The sequence below is a fragment of the Kitasatospora sp. NPDC001660 genome (assembly GCF_053596725.1).
On the sequence record NZ_JBSFGU010000085.1, the window covers coordinates 1 to 16,078 of the forward strand.

General features: G+C 71.8%; 19 protein-coding genes. 6 read left to right on the forward strand and 13 right to left on the reverse strand.

Annotated features, from left to right (window positions below):
* Both ACWCXH_RS38270 and ACWCXH_RS38275 read right to left on the reverse strand, forming a co-directional pair.
* On the reverse strand, window positions 1-164 hold a 164-nt coding region (locus tag ACWCXH_RS38270), incomplete at its 3' end, for a carboxyl transferase domain-containing protein (RefSeq protein ID WP_449806145.1).
* 25 nt (window positions 165-189) lie between these two features.
* On the reverse strand, window positions 190-1,254 hold the full coding sequence (locus ACWCXH_RS38275; RefSeq protein WP_449806127.1) for a polyprenyl synthetase family protein: 1,065 nt from the start codon (window positions 1,252-1,254) through the stop codon (window positions 190-192).
* 290 nt (window positions 1,255-1,544) lie between these two features.
* On the opposite strand from ACWCXH_RS38275, the gene ACWCXH_RS38280 reads away from it, so the two are divergent.
* On the forward strand, window positions 1,545-2,240 hold the full coding sequence (locus tag ACWCXH_RS38280) for a hypothetical protein (protein WP_449806128.1): 696 nt from the start codon (window positions 1,545-1,547) through the stop codon (window positions 2,238-2,240).
* Here ACWCXH_RS38280 and ACWCXH_RS38285 read toward each other — a convergent pair.
* From ACWCXH_RS38285 to ACWCXH_RS38300, 4 genes are all read right to left on the reverse strand, one after another.
* The gene (locus ACWCXH_RS38285; RefSeq protein WP_449806129.1) at window positions 2,234-2,692 is read right to left on the reverse strand and encodes a lasso peptide biosynthesis B2 protein; all 459 of its coding nucleotides are present in this window, start codon (window positions 2,690-2,692) and stop codon (window positions 2,234-2,236) included. The two genes, ACWCXH_RS38280 and ACWCXH_RS38285, sit on opposite strands and share 7 nt — an antisense overlap.
* Window positions 2,689-2,946, reverse strand: a complete 258-nt coding sequence (locus ACWCXH_RS38290; RefSeq protein WP_449806130.1) for a lasso peptide biosynthesis PqqD family chaperone — start codon at window positions 2,944-2,946, stop codon at window positions 2,689-2,691. Before ACWCXH_RS38290 ends, ACWCXH_RS38285 begins: the two co-directional genes overlap by 4 nt.
* A 63-nt stretch (window positions 2,947-3,009) precedes the next feature.
* The gene (locus ACWCXH_RS38295; protein ID WP_449806131.1) at window positions 3,010-4,812 is read right to left on the reverse strand and encodes an asparagine synthase-related protein; all 1,803 of its coding nucleotides are present in this window, start codon (window positions 4,810-4,812) and stop codon (window positions 3,010-3,012) included.
* A 24-nt stretch (window positions 4,813-4,836) separates the two neighbouring features.
* Entirely contained in the window at window positions 4,837-5,223 is a 387-nt protein-coding gene (locus ACWCXH_RS38300) for a hypothetical protein (RefSeq protein ID WP_449806132.1), read from the reverse strand.
* A gap of 29 nt (window positions 5,224-5,252) precedes the next feature.
* Between ACWCXH_RS38300 and ACWCXH_RS38305 the strand changes: the two genes are divergently transcribed.
* Window positions 5,253-5,801 carry a hypothetical protein gene (locus ACWCXH_RS38305; protein ID WP_449806133.1) on the forward strand — a complete coding sequence of 183 codons (549 nt, stop codon included), beginning with the start codon at window positions 5,253-5,255 and terminating at the stop codon, window positions 5,799-5,801.
* A 103-nt stretch (window positions 5,802-5,904) separates the two neighbouring features.
* Window positions 5,905-7,863, forward strand: a complete 1,959-nt coding sequence (locus tag ACWCXH_RS38310; RefSeq protein WP_449806134.1) for an ABC1 kinase family protein — start codon at window positions 5,905-5,907, stop codon at window positions 7,861-7,863.
* A 62-nt stretch (window positions 7,864-7,925) separates the two neighbouring features.
* Here the strand turns inward: ACWCXH_RS38310 and ACWCXH_RS38315 are convergent, their stop codons facing one another.
* The 4 genes from ACWCXH_RS38315 to ACWCXH_RS38330 form a co-directional block, all read right to left on the reverse strand.
* Complete coding sequence (locus ACWCXH_RS38315; RefSeq protein WP_449806135.1) at window positions 7,926-9,011, reverse strand: protein-L-isoaspartate O-methyltransferase family protein; 1,086 nt, start codon at window positions 9,009-9,011, stop codon at window positions 7,926-7,928.
* 7 nt (window positions 9,012-9,018) lie between these two features.
* On the reverse strand, window positions 9,019-9,168 hold the full coding sequence (locus ACWCXH_RS38320) for a hypothetical protein (RefSeq protein ID WP_449806136.1): 150 nt from the start codon (window positions 9,166-9,168) through the stop codon (window positions 9,019-9,021).
* 580 nt (window positions 9,169-9,748) lie between these two features.
* On the reverse strand, window positions 9,749-9,940 hold the full coding sequence (locus ACWCXH_RS38325; protein ID WP_449806137.1) for a hypothetical protein: 192 nt from the start codon (window positions 9,938-9,940) through the stop codon (window positions 9,749-9,751).
* Window positions 9,927-10,166: a hypothetical protein gene (locus ACWCXH_RS38330; RefSeq protein ID WP_449806138.1), complete on the reverse strand. Its 240-nt coding sequence runs from the start codon at window positions 10,164-10,166 to the stop codon at window positions 9,927-9,929. The genes ACWCXH_RS38325 and ACWCXH_RS38330 overlap by 14 nt, the downstream gene beginning before the upstream one ends.
* Window positions 10,167-10,435: 269 nt before the next feature.
* On the opposite strand from ACWCXH_RS38330, the gene ACWCXH_RS38335 reads away from it, so the two are divergent.
* The 3 genes from ACWCXH_RS38335 to ACWCXH_RS38345 are packed head-to-tail and all read left to right on the forward strand — an operon-like array spanning window position 10,436 to window position 12,761.
* A complete protein-coding gene (locus ACWCXH_RS38335) occupies window positions 10,436-11,686 on the forward strand; it encodes an XRE family transcriptional regulator (protein ID WP_449806139.1) in 1,251 nt (416 codons plus the stop codon).
* Window positions 11,683-12,231 (forward strand): GNAT family N-acetyltransferase, encoded by a 549-nt coding sequence (locus ACWCXH_RS38340; RefSeq protein ID WP_449806140.1) that lies wholly within the window; start codon window positions 11,683-11,685, stop codon window positions 12,229-12,231. The genes ACWCXH_RS38335 and ACWCXH_RS38340 overlap by 4 nt, the downstream gene beginning before the upstream one ends.
* A gap of 59 nt (window positions 12,232-12,290) precedes the next feature.
* Window positions 12,291-12,761, forward strand: a complete 471-nt coding sequence (locus ACWCXH_RS38345) for a hypothetical protein (RefSeq protein ID WP_449806141.1) — start codon at window positions 12,291-12,293, stop codon at window positions 12,759-12,761.
* A gap of 94 nt (window positions 12,762-12,855) precedes the next feature.
* Here ACWCXH_RS38345 and ACWCXH_RS38350 read toward each other — a convergent pair whose 3' ends face one another.
* The 3 genes from ACWCXH_RS38350 to ACWCXH_RS38360 form a co-directional block, all read right to left on the reverse strand.
* Window positions 12,856-13,650, reverse strand: coding sequence for an ABC transporter permease (locus ACWCXH_RS38350; protein WP_449806142.1), 795 nt, complete (start codon window positions 13,648-13,650; stop codon window positions 12,856-12,858).
* Window positions 13,647-14,633: an ATP-binding cassette domain-containing protein gene (locus ACWCXH_RS38355; RefSeq protein WP_449806143.1), complete on the reverse strand. Its 987-nt coding sequence runs from the start codon at window positions 14,631-14,633 to the stop codon at window positions 13,647-13,649. The genes ACWCXH_RS38350 and ACWCXH_RS38355 overlap by 4 nt, the downstream gene beginning before the upstream one ends.
* A 29-nt stretch (window positions 14,634-14,662) precedes the next feature.
* Window positions 14,663-16,078, reverse strand: a 1,416-nt coding sequence (locus ACWCXH_RS38360) for an alpha/beta fold hydrolase (protein ID WP_449806144.1), incomplete at its 5' end; no start/stop codon positions are given.

The window sequence follows — 16,078 nt, forward strand, 5'->3', positions numbered from 1 at the left end:
AGCGGCTCCACCTCGTGGAAGGAGCCCTCGTCCAGGAGCAGGTCGATGCGCTCGCGGGCGGTCAGCTTGCCCTTCGCGTGCTGCGCCTCGGTGGCGGCGGTGAGGCCGTGCCGGACGTCCTGGCGGATCAGGTCGAGTTCGGCGACCCGGGCGGCCATGGTCATGGGGGGCTCCTTGGGTACGCCCGCGTCAGCGGGTGCGGAGGGCGAGGTGCTCGCAGAGGGCGAGGAGGGCGCGGCGGGCCGGGAGGTCGGGCAGGGCGTCCAGGGCGGCACGGGCGCGGTCGAGGCGGCGGTGCATCACGGCCACGGTCTCGGTGAGCGCGTCGGAGCGCTCGAACAGCTCCAGCGCGCGCGGGACGTCGGCGGCGGGGACGGGGCCGGCCGCGAGCAGGGCGCGCAGCTCGGCGTCAGCCGGGTCGGCGCCCTCGCGGGCGAGCAGGACGGGCAGGCTGGGCACGCCGGCGAGCAGGTCGGTGCCGCGCGGCTTGCCGCTGAGCTCGGCGGGCCGGCGCAGGTCCAGCAGGTCGTCGGCGACCTGGAAGGCGATGCCGAGCTGCTCGCCGTACTCGGTGAGCGCCGCGGCGGCGGAGGCGGGCGCGCCGGCCTGGACGGCGCCGATGGCCAGCGACATCGACAGCAGGGCGGCGGTCTTGCCGGCCGCCACGTGGAAGTAGTGGGTGACCGGGTCCACGTCCGGTCCGGGGCCGGTGAGTTCGCGCAGCTGGCCGGAGACCAGGCGCCCGGCGGTCCGGGCGTTCAGGTGGACGGCGGCGGGGCCGAGGTCGGCGGCGAGCTGGGCGGCCCGGGCGAGCAGCCAGTCGCCGCTGAGCACGGCGGCGCGCTCGCCCCAGCGGGCGTGCACGCTCGGCACGCCGCGCCGGGTGGCGGCGCCGTCCATGACGTCGTCGTGGCAGAGCGAGGCGAGGTGGACGAGCTCGGCGATCGCGGCGGCCTGCGGGACGCCCGGTGCCCAGGGATCGCCGAACTCGGCGCCGAGCAGCACCAGCAGCGGGCGCAGCCGCTTGCCGCCGGCGGCGGCGAGGTGGCCGGTGAGGGTGCCGACGCGCGGGTCCAGGGCGTCGTGCGCGCTGGCCTGGAGCCACGTCTCGGCCCGGGCCAGCGCCTCGCGCAGCCGGGTCTCGAACTCTGGTTCGGTCAGTTCGAGCCGGTCCAGCAGCTCGGCGGCGGACAGTTCCGGGGTGGCGGAAATCCCGGCGCCGGCCCCGGATTCGTACATTTGTCCGGCCGTCATGCGGAAACCCCCTCTGCGGCCTCGCCGCGCTGGATTCCAGGTGCAGGTGTCTGTGCATTCCAGGTGCCCGTGCATGACGGGTGTCCGTGCATGGCGGGTGTCCGTACGACAGCTTCGAACGGGTGCGCACCGGTGTTCAACAGCGCTGTCAGGAAGGTGCCAGTAGGGCCGTCGGCCGAGGCTTGACCAGGGAATTGTCAGCTTCCTGCCAAGATTTCCGCGGACCGGCCGACCCGGGACGTCCGCCGCTTACGCTCCCTGGCGATCACCCACCAGGAAGGCACGGAGAATTGCGCACCCGAATCGTCCTCGCCGCCGCACTCGCCGCCGGCGCCCTCGCGCTGACGGCCGCCCCGGCCACCGCCGCCACCGCTGCGACCGGGGCGGCCCCGGCCCCGGCCGGGAAGGACTGCGGTGAGCTCAGGCTGACGAGCGAACTGCCCGCACCGCCGGCCGGGATGGCCGTGCAGCAGCAGGTCACCGTCGGCGCCGACTGCAAGCCGGTGCTGGGCGAGGTCAAGCTCGTCCCGGCCGGGGCGGGCGTCGCCGCCCGCTCGGCCCGGGCGGCCGCCGCCGCGGACGCCGGCACCGCGCGGCAGTTCAAGAGCTCCAACGAGTGGTTCGACTGCTGCAACATCCGGATGACCGGTCTGTACACGACCTCGTCGTGGACCACCGACGGCACCCGGATCAGCACCGCGAACACCGACGCGACCCAGCAGTGGAACCGCGAGCCGTGGAATGCCGGCTGGTCGCTGAAGTCCGCGACGAAGAACACCGACTGCACCGCGGACTGCGCCGTCTCGCACACCCAGGCCGACGCCGAATTCACCTACAAGGGGATATTCGACGTGACCGGGGCGTGGTACGCGAACACGATGCACTCGTACATCGACCTCAATGCGGACGGCACCGCGACGTGCCGTTTCGAGACCGAGACCCGGCACACCTTCATCGGCTGGAACTGGCAGCACAGCTGTCAGTGACCGGAATTCCCGGAATTTCCGGGTGAGCTGGGCGCGGCGACCGTGAGGAGCCGCGCCCAGCTGTCGTGACGGCCCTTCTCGCCGATCATCCGGCCCTCGGCCTCCACCCACGCGTGGGCGGTGAACGGCGGGGCGGTGCGCACCCCGACGCACCAGGTGGGCCAGGTGCCCCGGGCCCGGCAGAGCAGGGTGACCGCGACCGAGCGCGGCAGGCAGCTGCGCAGCCCGTTCATGGCGAGGCTGGTGCTCAGCACGGCGTCCCGTACGGCGGCGGCCTCCTCGGCTGTGGCGGGCCGGGCACCCCGGCTGAGGACGGTCAGGACGCGCTGCAGCCGGTGCGCGGGCAGCAGAACGAGCAGCCGGGCGATGCCCACCGCCGTCCGGACCGCCAAGCGCTTCTGCAGGGGCGGGCGTTGGCTCCGGTCGTTTTCAAGGGCGAACGTGAAACTCATGCCGAGACCAGCCCGGCGGCCCGCATGCCGTCGACCAGTTCGGCCACGTCGGCCGCGGCCCGGTCCCGGTCGACGTCGAAGGCCTCGGTGAGGTTGTCGGCGGCGTCGGCCTCCGATCCGCCGTCGAGCAGGGTGCGGGCCACCACGGTGGCGGTGGGGTTGAGCTGCCAGTACCGGCCGATCTTGGCGTCGAGCAGGACTCCGCCGTACTCGGTCTCGGCCACCGTGAGGTGTTCGTGGTTGCGCAGCTTCATCGGTGGTGCATCTCCGTTCGGTGGGCTGCCGGCGCGTGGCCGCCGGTGTGCGGCCGTCGGTGGTCAGGCGGTGCGGAGCCAGGCTTCGCAGGCGAGCGTGGAGGTCAGGGGGTTGTAGGCGAGTTCCGGTGAGCCGGGGGTGCGGCAGATGCGGCTCAGTGCCTCGGCGTCGACCAGGCCGGCCCGGGCCAGCGCGCTGTCCTCCCACACCGCCGCCAGCTCCTCGCGGTGCCGGTAGAGGCCGAGGGTCGCGTCGGGTGAGCCGTCGCCCTTGGTGCGGCGGGCGAGGCTGCGGTCCGGGACGATCCCGCGCATCGCCTCGACGAGCAGCGGCTTGTAGGCCCAGGGCGTCGCCCGCAGTTCGGGTCGGGCGCTCAGGGCGGCGTCGACGACCCGGTCGTCGAAGTACGGGTTCGCCACCGGCACTCCGGCCTGGCGGCCGATCTCCTCCAGTCCCCGCATCTCCTGCGTCCCGGCGTAGATGCCGGCGAGGTCGTGGTGCCGGCCGCGGGTGGCCGCGTACGGCTCGACGGTGGGGGCGGCCCCGGCCAGGGCCCGTTCGACCAGCTCCAGGCAGTCGGGGGTGAACCACGAGGGGATCACCGGGTGGTGCAGCCAGCCGAAGGACGGGCGGCTCGGATCCAGGGAGCCGGAGCTTCGGGTGCTCAGGGCCGCGAAGGAGGAGCGGAACGAGCGGCGGTCCAGCAGGGCCCGCAGGACCGCGTGGCGCGGCCAGCCGAACAGGGTGCGGTAGCCGCGCAGGGCGCCGAGGGTGAGCAGTGGGCGGGCCGGCAGCAGGGCGTGGTAGTCGACCGCGCTGCCGAGGAACAGGTGGTCACCGCCGTTGCCGGTGAGGTGGAGCCGGGAGCCGCGCTCGGCCATCCGCTCGATGAAGTGGGCGACCCGGTCGCGGCTGACGACGATCCCGACCGGGGTGTCGTGCCGGCCGCGGTCGGTCATCGCCCCGCTGTAGAAGAGCGGGAGTTCGCTCTCGGGGGCGAGGAGGTGCTCGGTGTCCACGAGGCGTTCGGCGGCGAGCCGGGCCCAGTGGGCGTCGTCGTTCTCGGACTCGTCGCCGGCGCCGGTGCAGGCGATGAGCTTCGGGTTCCCGGGGCCGCCCGCGGCCAGGAAGCACAGTGACGTGGAGTCGAGCCCGCCGGACAGGTCGGCGCTGATCAGGCCACCGTCGGCGGTGCGCAGGGCGACGGCCTCGGTGAGCGTCGACCGGACGTCGCGGGCCGCCTCGGCGAGGCCCCGGACCGGCTCGGGCGGGTGGTGCCAGCGCCGCTGCCCGGGCGACAGGCCTTCGCGAAGCTCCAGGCACCGGCCGGGCGGGACGGGCCGCACACCGTGCCACATGGCGCGGTCGGCGAACGGCGCCGGCAGCGGGTTGAGCAGCCGCAGCGCGACGGAGGTGAGGTCGGGTGCGGCGCCCGCCAACCGGGCCAGTTCGGCCGCGCGGTCGCCCGCGACGATGGTGTCCGCGATCTCGGTCCAGGCGATCCGGCGGGTGCCGTACGCGGTGCCCTGGACCCGCAGCGCACCGGCGGTGGCGGCCACCAGGTGGAACTGGCCGGGGAGTTCGAGAGCGATCCGGTCCAGGCCGGCCAGTTCGCGCACCGGGGCGATCCGCTGGGCCAGATCGGCCTCGGTGGCGCCGAAAGTGCCGATCAGGGCGACCGTCAGGTGGGAGGACCGGGCGACCAGGAGCTCCCCGGCCGGCCAATGTCCGACGATCCAGGGCCGCCCGGAGGCGTGGGGGATGACATCGAGTTCCGGGCGGTCGGCGCACAGGCGCCGGGCCACGGCGCACGCGGCCGCGCTGTCTGGGAACGCGAGGAAGAACGGTGTGCCGTGGCCGGACATCACATCAGCTCCAGTTCTCGCCGATCACATCATCTGGCCGTGGAAGAAATCCCAGCTGAAGATTCCCTTCCAGCCGGTGACGGCGCGGAACGAACCAGCGGCCTCGAAAATCGGAGTCTCGTACTGCTTCTTGGACATGATTTTTTCTCCTTTTCCGGGAGGGATCGTGGGGATCGCCCGGAGTTCTTTCCGGGGTGTTTCCCCGACGAAGAGTCTCGGCCCGAACGAGCCGCGGCTCAACGGCGTTGGCCTGAAGTGACGGGGAACGCGGAATTCCGCCGGTAATTCCAAGATCGGCTGGCAGTGAGTGGACAGTCGATCGGATGTTGCACGGATGGCCGGATCCTGGCAGCAAGCTGTCAGCGCCACCGGAAAGGCACAGGTCAGCGCCATACGATTTATGGCCAGCATGCACCTGACGATCTGATTGGCAGTGTCATATGACAATCGAAGCCAGCCGACCCCTGGCCCCCGGAGCCGCCCTGGACGGCACGCCCCCGCCGCCGCGCTGGGCGGTCTGGGTCGCGCACGCGGTGCCGCTGATCGCCCTGCCCTCGACGCTCTGGCGGCTCGCGATGACCCTCGGCGTGCCCGTCGGGTACAGCGAGGAGGTGCTGCGCCACGACTACGGCATCCCCGGCAACGGCTACCTCGTGCTGCCGGCCATCTGCCTGATCCAGGAGGGCGCCGCCCTGCTCACCCTCGGACTCGTCCGCGACTGGGGCATCGTCGCCCCGCGCTGGCTGCCGCTGATCGGCGGCAAGCAGGTCCGCACCTGGGCCGCCGTCACGGCCGCACTGCTCGGCGCCGCCATCCTCACCGCAGTGACGGTCAGCCAGGCCGCAGTGTGGGACAGCGTCGACAGCGAGAACCTCAAGGGCGCGCACCGGGCCGTCATGGGCTGGCTCTACATGCCGCTGCTGCTGTGGGGCCCGCTGCTCGCCGTCGTGACGTTCAACTACGCCTCGCGTCGGCGCCGTACGGCATGAGCGAGCGAAGCGAGCGAATCATGGAGCGGTGCGTCTGGGCGAATGCCCCTGCCGAGCGGTGGGGGCACCTCCCAGCCGCCAAGGCTGGGGGAGAGGCGGGAGCATGAGCGCCGCGGCGATCGTTCTGCTGGGGGCGCTGTCGCTGTTCGTCTTCGTCACCGGCCTCGCCTCGGGCGCACGCCGGCTGCTCGGGGTCCGACTGGGCAAGGGGCGGGCGATCGCCACCGGCGCGGTCGGGCTGGCCAGCGGCAGCCTGGTCAGCTACCCGCTGCGCGACGTGCAGCCCTTCGCCCTGGTGACCCTGGAGATCGGGGTCTCCCTGGTGGTCGCCATGCTCTTCCTGGCGGCCACCGAGGTGCTGCTGCCCTCGTCCCCGATGCGCGGACTGGCCCGGCTGCCCGGCTCACTGCGCCGCCAGGTGGCCCGCACCCGGCGCTACGGCCGGCTCAGCCGGATATTCGTCCGGCACGGCCTCGGCCGGTTCCTCAGCGGACGCACCCGGCGCGGGCCCGGGGCCGCCGCCGAACGGGCCGTGCTGGCGGCCTCGCTGCGGCTCGCACTGGAGGAGGCCGGGGTCACCTTCGTCAAGCTCGGGCAGGTGATGTCGACCCGCTACGACCTGCTGCCGCCCGAGTTCATCGCCGAACTGAGCCTGCTCCAGGACCAGGCCACCCCGGAGCCCTGGGAGTCCGTCGAGCAGGTGCTGCGCGAGGAACTGGGCGCCGCGCCGGACGAGGTGTTCGCCGAGTTCGACACCAAGCCGTACGCGGCCGGCTCGATCGCCCAGGTCCACCGGGCCAGGCTGCCCGGCGGGCAGCACGTCGCGGTCAAGGTGCAGCGCCCCGGCGCGCGCGAGATCGTCGTCGACGACCTGGACATCCTCTACCGCTTCGCCGAGCGCCTGGAGCAGCACACCGAGTGGGGCCGCAGCGTCGGCGCCGTCGCGCTGGCCCAGGGCTTCGCCGTCTCCGTGCACGAGGAGCTCGACTTCCGCATCGAGGCCCGCAACACCATGGCGGTGGCCGCGGCCATCGAGCAGGCCGGCGGCAACCCGATGGTCCGGGTGCCCGAGGTGCACGAGCGGCTCACCGGCAAGCGGGTGCTGGTCAGCGAGTGGATGACCGGCATCCCGCTGCACGCCGCGCCCAAGGTGCTGGACGAGCGCGGGCTGGACCGCAAGGCGCTGGCCGGCGCGCTGCTGGAGTGCCTGCTCGGCCAGATCATGACCAGCGGCGTCTTCCACGCCGACCCGCACCCGGGCAACCTGCTGCTGCTCGACGACGGCACCCTCGGCATGCTCGACTTCGGCTCGGTCGGCCGGATCGACCGCTCGCTGCGGGCCACCCTGCGCGGCATGCTGCTGGCCCTGCACCGCGGCGACCCGGGCGGCCTGTCCGACGCGCTGATGGAGCTGGTGGTCCACCCCGAGCACATCGACGAGCGCCAACTGGAACGCGCCGTCGGCCAGTTCCTCGCCCGGCACTTCGCGCCCGGGGTCAAGCCGGACCGCGAGATGTTCGCCGACCTGTTCGCGATCGTCGCCCGGCACGGCATCAGCGTGCCGCCGGAGATCGCCGCCGTGTTCCGCGCCCTGGCCACTATGGAGGGCTCGCTCGACCGGCTGGTGCCGGGCTTCGACATCGTCGCCGAGGCCCGGTCCTTCGCCGTCACCCAGCACCTGCGCAAGCTCAAGCCCGAGACGCTCGGCCGCAACGTGGCGGAGGAACTCCTCGGCCTGGTGCCGATGCTGCGCCGGCTGCCGCGCCGGGTCGAGCGGATCGGTGCGGCCATCGAGGGCGGCCAACTGACCGTCGGCGTGCGGATGTTCGCCGACCCGGAGGACCGCCGCTTCCTGCGCTCGCTCGTCCACGAGGTCCTGCTCGCCTTCCTCGGCGGCGTGATCGGCCTGGTCGGCGTCCAGCTGCTGCGCACGAACGGCGGGCCGATGCTCAGCAAGGGGCTCGGGCTGTTCGAGCTCTTCGGCTACAACCTGCTGGTGATCAGCTCGGTGCTGGTGATGCGGGTGCTCTTCCTGATGATCGGGCCCAAGAACAGACGTTGAGCGTGCGGACGGCCGAGGCCCCTGCGCCCGGGATCTCCCGGGCGCAGGGGCCTCGCCCATGTTCAGATCGAGTTGCCGGGCTCGTCCAGCCACGGGCGGTGTTCACCGGCCACGGTCACGGTCATGCCGAACCGGGTGAGGTCCGGCCTGCCGTTGCGCACCCACCAGGCGTGGGCCGCCGTGACCTCGTCCCACAGGTCGCGCGGACCCGACTGGGAGACGGCGTGCTTGCCGTCCCAGTCGGCGAGGCGGCAGTGGGCGTAGGACACGCCGTCCCACACCTCGGCGCGGCCGGTGCCGAACCGGTCGTAGCCCGCCCAGACGTCCTGACGGAAGAGGCCCGGCATGCGCAGGCCGATCGCGAACGCCGCGTGCGTGTTCTCGGCCATCTCGGCGGGGTCGAGACCGGACGGGCCGTGGCGGATGTCCACGATGTCGAACTCGCCGCTGTCGGGCCGCTGGTCGCGCACCCACATGAACGACACGTCCTCGACGAACGGCCCGCTCGCCGACCGGCCGTCCTCGGACACCGTGAGCCGCAGCAGACCCCCGTTGCAGAACGGTGTGCCGTACGGGACGAGGATCACGCCGCCGGGTTCCACCTGCTCGATGGCGGCGGACGGCACCCGCTGGACGGCCGCCGTGAAGTGGGCCCGCTGGAACGGCGCTCCCGCAGGGTGGCCGAGCGTGCCGTCACCGGCGAGGACCGTGGGGCGCAGACCGGCGGCGTGGAGCCGGTCCCACGCCCGGGCGGCGAGCTCGGGGTCGAGCTCGATGCTGGTCACGTGGCCGGCGCCGAGCTGGTGCGACAACAGGGCTGCCGTCCAGCCGGTCCCGGTTCCCACTTCGAGGACCCGCATGCCGTCGTCGGCGTCCAGGTGCCGGAGCATCTGGGCGACCACGGTGGGCATGGAGCTGGAGGAGGACGGGGTCGTGCCGTCGTCGTAGACCTGCGTCACGAGGGGAAGGTCGGCGGTGACCAGGCTGTCCCACCGCTCGGGCTCCTTCGCCCGGTCGGTCCACTCGCCCTCGTGGAGGACGCGGTCCGGGGTGAACATGGCGCGGGGAACGGCGCGGAACGTCTGCTCCCAGTCGGCCGGCAGGGCGTTGGACTGCCGCAGCGCATCGACGAGTTGGTTCCAGGACATGGCGGTCCTACTTCCCGGGCTTGGGCAGGTTGGTCGGCGGGGCGTCCCGCTGGCCGTCGTGCGGGGCCGTGTCGGGCTTGCCGGAGTGGCCCCCGCCGCTGCCCCCGCCCGCCTTGCCGGGCCCGTCGCTCCCCGATCCTCCGCCGTGCTTTCCCATCTCTCCTCCTTGGTGTCGCTGTTGGTGGTCGATGTGCCCGGCCCGGGCCCGAGTTGGGGCGGGCCAGGCGCGGGGGCTAGCTGGCCGGGGCGGCCGGGTGCATCGGACCCGGGGCCGGCGGTGCCGGCGACGGGGACGGTTCGGGAGTGGTCACGATGGTGTCTCCTCGCACTGAGGGTTCCCGAGGTCCGGATGGCGCCTCGGGGCTGTCCGGTGTTGCGGAACCCGCTCCGGCCGGCTGCCTGCCAGGGATGACGGCCGGGGCGGGAGTCTGTGGCGGCGTGCAGGTCCATCAGCGATGCGGTTGGGTGGACGGGCGGCGGCCCTTGGTCGGTGGCCGCCCCGAGTAGTACCGCCGGATTCGGCGCCAGTGCGGCGGGAACCACCAGGGCGCACTCAGAGCCTCCCGTAGCGGCTGTTGATCTCGCGCACTTCAGCCCGAAGCCGCTGGAGAGTCGGCGACTCGGCCACCGGTTCGAGAGAGGGCGGGGTCGGCCCGGCCTCATCGTGGTCGTCTTGGTCGTCGTACCGAACGGGCCCGCCAAGGAAGCTGGTCCAGGCCGGGAGCAGGTATTCCGGCTCATCCGTCATTGTGTGCCGCCAGGCATTCGCCGTCGTCCAGGTGCTGGGCACGCCATTTGGCGATCTTGCGCCGGATCGTCGGGTGCTCGGTGTACTGCGCGTCGAGGCCGTCGAGCCGCTGGCACGTGGGGCACTCGTCGGCGTCGTCGGCGCGCTCCTGCTTCCGCAGCGCGATCTCACGCAGAGACATGGGCCACCGCCCTACAGGCCTTCATGTGCCTCGTGCGGATCTTTTCGAGCTCCGCCAACACGCCGGGCAACCGAGCCTCCGGGTACTTCCTGCGCGTCTCCGCATCCGCGATGCGGTCGAACGCCTCGCACACGGCGCACTTGGGCTTCGAGTGCGCCTCAGGGGCGGGCGCGAACGTGGTGTTCGTTGGTCTCGGGGCGTTGACGGGACGCTCGGCGTTCGCCATGGGCACTCCAGGTCTCTCGGGCGGGAGTTGGCGGGGCGGCCTTGTGTCGTCGTCGGGGGCCTGCAAAGCCGCCTCCAGCAGCCGCTCCGCGGGCCCCAGGGCCAGGTGTCCAGCCCTTCCTGCGGGCGGCATGCGTCCAGTGAACTACCGTCAGTGAGTGACTGGTGAGGAAGAGTTGAGCGTGACGCACTCGATGCCAACCGGAAAACTTGACTCACTCATTGCCTGGAGCTCTACACGAAGGGTGAGCAATTCGCTACGGTCGGCGCATGGAGGGCAACCTGTTGCTCCGGCACCACATGGCCCGACTCGGTCTGACGCAGGCTGGGCTGGCGCGTGAAGTGAACGCCGAGATCGAGCGCCTCACCGGAAAGCCGGGCGTCGTATCAGAACGTACGGTGTACAACTGGCTGACCGGCAAGTCGGCTTGGCCGCCAGGGAAGATGCGGGCGGCGCTCCAGGCGGTATTCGGGTGTACTGGTCCAGACCTCGGGTTTGTGCAACCCGGCAAGAGCCGACCAGCACCGGAGACAGATGTGAACAGGCGATCGTTCATGGCCGCCGCCATCGGCGCCGCAACACCAGCGGTCATCACCACCCCGCACCGGCTCGGTACCAGCGATGTTGAGCGAATCACCGCCAGGTTCGCCGACGTCATCGCCAGCGATCATCGGCACGGGGGCCGGCGCAGTATCGAGGAACAGGCCGTCGCCTTCGCGGATGAAGCCCTGGCTCTCCAGGAATCCGGATCGGCGAGCCAGAGCGTCCGGCAGCAGTTGTACGGTTGCGCTGCGGCCTTCATGTCCTCCGCGATGTGGGCGGCCATCGACGGCCGCCGCTTCGACGCTGCGGCACGGCACCACGTTCGCGCAGCCAGCCTCGCATCCATGTCCGGCGACCAGGCCATCCAGTTCCGAATCTGGTCGCACGCCGGGAGCCTTTACCGCCACATGCGCCGCCCCGCGGACGCACTCGCTGCCAGCGACGTGGCACGACGTCTGTCGATCACCCGGCGAGACCCGATGTTCGCCTCCCTCGGCCACGCCCGGCACGCCGCCATCCACGGCCTGACTGGTGACCACAACGCCGTACGGCATGCCATCGGCCGCGCCCAGGAAGCCCTCGCTCGCGCCAATGTAGACGTGTCCAGGCCCGTGTGGCTGACCGCGCACTATGACCACGCCGAGCTCGAATCGCTCTCCCTCGCCGCGTTTCTGGCCCTCGGCCGGTACGAGGACGCCGAAGCGTGCGCTCACCGGAGCCTGGCCCTGTTGCGACCGCACATGCAGCGTTCGCGGGCCATCACCACCGCCCGCCTCGCCCGGGCTCAACTTGGCCAGGGCGACCTGGACCCGGCGGTCACGACAGCGATAGGTATCCCGGCCGGCCTCGCCGAGCATCCACGCGTCGCTGGGATGCTGGACCGGTTCGGAACAGACCTGTGCAGGGGAGCGGAAGGCAGCAGGGCCGCGCGGACGTGGCAGGACTACAACAGCGATCTCAGGAGGACCGAGGCGTGATCGACATAGAGCTGCGGCACTATCGCGAGCTGACCGAGGAGGCTCGAACGGCGCTGATCGAGGTGTACGCGGACGTGCGAGCCCCGCTCCTTCACCTGCCGAACTACCGCGTCGCCGCCTTCGCCGAACGCCTCGACCGCCACGCCGGCGAGCCCGGCTTCGAACTCGTCCTCGGCTACGACGGCGAGGTCCCGGTGGGGTACGCCTACGGCAACACCATTGAGGAGGGCGACCGCTGGTGGACCCGGATGATCAAGCCGCTGCCTGCCGAGGTAGCCGCTCTGCCGACGCTCGCCCTTAAGGAGATCGGGGTCCGTACACCGTGGCGGGGTACCGGCGTGGCCAGGCGCATCCACGACGAGCTGTTGTCCGACCGTACCGAGCCCCAGGTCACCTTGATGGTCAACCCAGGAGCCGGTGACGGCAAGGTTTTGGCCCTCTACGAGACATGGGGATACAAGGCCATCAATGAGGTCCAGCCCTCGCCTCAAGCGCCGCTGCTTGTTGCGATGATCCGGTCTCGCATGGCTCCGCCGCAGCGCTGACAGCGGTGGTGCGGGACTTCGATGAACGTAGACACGACGTGTACCTGTAGGAGGGCAGCATGCGCATCGGAATCACCGGGCACCGGGGATTGAACGATGACGTGGAGCGGCAGGTGCGGCAGCTACTCGCAGCGGCCCTGGATGAGCAGCCCGGTCCGCTCACGGGGATCTCGTGCATCGCGGACGGCCCGGACGCATGGTTCGCCGAGATGGTCCTCGACCGAGGCGGATCCCTTGAGGTCGTCATTCCCGCAGAGGAGTACCGGGACTCGCTGCCCGCCGACCACCACCCGCTGTACGACGCGCTCCTGGAGCGAGCGACGGAGGTTCATCGCACTGGCATCACCACCTCGGACTCGGCTGCCCACATGGCGGGCAGTGAAGTCCTGGTGGGCCTCGCAGATCTCGTGCTGGCGATCTGGGACGGACTCCCCGCGCGGGGCTACGGCGGCACGGCAGATGTCGTTGCCTACGCCGAACGCTGCGGTGTCTCGGTCCGGGTCCTCTGGCCGGACGGCGCGAAGAGGTAGCCGTGGGCATTACCTGGCAGATCCCGTTCGTGCCGTGCTGGTGCAATGGGCGAGGGCCGTCACCCACCGGGTGACGGCCCTCGTTGCATGCTGCTCAGCGCTTGGCGGCGGCGCGTTGGTAGGCGCGGCCGGCCAGGGGGATGACGACGGCCAGGAGTACGCCCATCACGATCGCGGCGGCGAGGATGGGGTGGTCGGAGGGGAAGGCGCCGTCGGACGCGCCCCGGTCGTTGCCGAAGAGGTCGCGGGCGGCGGAGACCACCGCGCTGACCGGGTTCCACTCGACCACGACCCGCATCCAGCCCGGGAGGCCCTGCGGCGGCACGAAGGCGTTCGAGAGGAAGGCGAGGGGCATCATCACGACGCCCGCGAGGGCGCTCACCGCCTCGGGGCTGCGCAGGGACAGGCCCACCAGCGCGCCGACCCAGGACATCACGAAGCCCATCAGCAGCAGCAGGCCGAAGCCTGCCAGCGTCTGGAGGATGCCGTTGTGGGCCCGCCAGCCGATCAGGTAACCGACCAGTGCCATGATCGCGGAGGTCCACGAGACGAGCACGAGGTCGGCGACGGTGCGGCCGAGGAGGACGGACGAGCGGGAGATCGGGAGGGCCCGGAAGCGGTCCACGAGACCGTTGTTGAGGTCCTCGACCACCCCGACCGCCGTGGTCGTGAGGTTGGCCAGCATCACCTGGGCGAAGATGCCCGCCATGATGTATTCCTTGTAGCCGCCCTGGCCGGGCACCTGCATGGCACTGCCGAAGAGGTACCCGAAGACCAGGACGAAGGCCACCGGCATGACGGTGATGCCGAGGAGCTGCTCCGGCATCCGCCGGATGTGCCGCATCTGGCGGCCCGCGAGCGCGAACGTGTCGCTGAACACCTCGGTCATGCTGCTTGCATCTCCTTCGTAGGAGTGTGGATCTGGTCGGTGGAGCCTTCTTGCTTGCCGGTGAGGGCGAGGAAGACGTCGTCCAGCGACGAGCGGCGGACGGCGAAGTCCTGCGGCTCGATGCCGAGTTGCTGCAAGCCCTGGGCGGCGGCGGCGATGGTGGACACGCCGCCGCTCATCGGGACCGAGACGGTCCGGGCGTCCTCGTCCACGCTCGGCTCGCCGGAGGCGAGGCCGGCGAGCACCCGGGTGGCGGCCGCGAGGTCGGCGGCCGAGGCCAGCGACACCTCCAGGCGCTCGCCGCCGACCTTGCGCTTCAGCTCGTCCGGGGTGCCGTCGGCGATGACCACGCCCTTGTCGATGACCACGATCGAGTCGGCCAGCTGGTCGGCCTCCTCCAGGTACTGGGTGGTGAGGAGGACGGTCACGCCGTTGCGGACCTGCTCGTTGATCATGTCCCAGAGTGCGAGCCGGCTGGTCAGGTCGAGCCCGGTGGTCGGCTCGTCCAGGAACAGCACCGGCGGCGCGGCGACCAGGCTCGCGGCCAGGTCGAGCCGGCGGCGCATGCCGCCCGAGTACGTCTTCGCCGGGCGCCCGGCCGCGGCCGTCAGGTCGAACTTCTCCAGCAGCTCGTCGGCCCTGGCCTTGGCGCCGCGCCGGCCCAGGCGCAGCAGGCGGCCGATCAGCTGGAGGTTCTCCCGGCCGGTGAGCCGCTCGTCCACGGCCGCGTACTGGCCGGTGAGGCCGACGTTCGCGCGGATCTGCTTGGCCTGGGTGTGCAGGTCGAAGCCGGCGATCGTGGCCCGGCCCTCGTCCGGCGTCAGCAGGGTGGTGAGGATGCGCACGGTGGTGGTCTTGCCGGCGCCGTTGGGGCCGAGCACGCCGAGGATGGTGCCGGCCGGCACCTCCAGGTTGATGCCGTTGAGCGCCTGGTGGTCGCCGTAACGCTTGCGGAGGCCCTCCGCCGAGATCGCCGTTTCCATGACGGCAGCTCCTTTACGTGTGGTGATGGTCAGTTGACGGAGGTCAGCCGGGCGAGGATGACGCGGCCGATCTCGGCCGCCGGCTCCGGCTGGAGCAGGTGCCCGTGGTGCGCGTGCACCGGGTGGGTGGTGATGCGGCCGGTCACGTGCGGCCGCCAGGCCGCCGCGGACGCCGCGATCTGCGCCTCGGGGTCGTCGGTGCCGACCGTCGAGACGAACAGCAGCAGCTCGCCGTCGAAGCGGCGCGGCCGGTAGCCGTCGCTCAGCGTGTGGTTGTTGACGCCGACCTTCACGAAGGCGGCGACGTGCTGCTCCTGGAGGCTGCCGAGCGCGCTGTCCCGGGCGCGGATCAGCTCCATCGCCCGCTGGTGGTCCAGGGGCTGGGAGCGGATCTCGTCGAGGTCGTAGCCGACGAAGTCCAGCAGCGTCTCCAGGACGTCCCGTTCGGTGGGCCTGGTGTAGCCCTCGTCGGTCGTCCAGGACTCGTCGAACGGGGTCGAGTCGAGGTTGGCGAGGAGGGCGACCTCGGCACCGGCCTCGGTGAGCAGGGTGGCGACCTCGTGCGCCACCAGGCCGCCGAAGGACCAGCCGACCAGGTGGTACGGGCCCTCCGGCTGGACCGAGCGGATCTGCTCGACGTAGTCCGCGGCCATCTCCTCGACGCTGGTCGCGATCCGGGCGTCCGTGCCGTCCAGGCCGCGGGCCTGGAGGCCGTAGACCGGGTACTCGGCGCCGATGTGCTTGAGCAGCGACGAGTACGGCCAGCTGAGGCCGCCGGCGCCGTGCACGCAGAAGAGGGGGTGCCGGTCGCCGCCGGTGCGCAGGGGGAGCAGCACCTCGAAGCCGTCGCCGTCCTGGCCGGTGCCGAGCTTCTCGCTGAGGCGGGCGACGGTCGGCGTCTCGAAGATGCCCCGGTTGCTGAGCTTCACGCCGAGGACGGACCGGATCCGGCTGACCAGCTGGATCGAGGTGATGCTGTCGCCGCCCAGCTCGAAGAAGCTGTCGTCGATGCCCACCCGGTCCACCTTCAGGACCTCGGCGAACAGGCTGCAGAGCACCTCCTCCTGCGCCGACCGCGGGCCGCGCGCCGTGGCCGCCGACTCGGCGGCAGGGGCGGGGAGTTGGCGCCGGTCGAGCTTGCCGTTGACGCTCAGCGGGAGGGCGTCGAGGGCGACGAAGGCGGACGGGACCATGTAGTCGGGGAGCGCGGCGGCGAGGTGGGCGCGCAGTGCCTCGGCGTCGACGGCGCCGGCCGTGGCCGGGACGACGTAGGCGACGAGGCGCTTGATGCCGGGCTGGTCCTCGCGGACGACGACCGCCGAGCGGGCGACTCCCTCGTGGCGGGCCAGCACCGTCTCGATCTCGCCGAGTTCGATGCGGAAGCCGCGGATCTTGACCTGGTCGTCGGTGCGGCCGAGGTAGTCGAGGTGTCCGTTGTGGGTCCA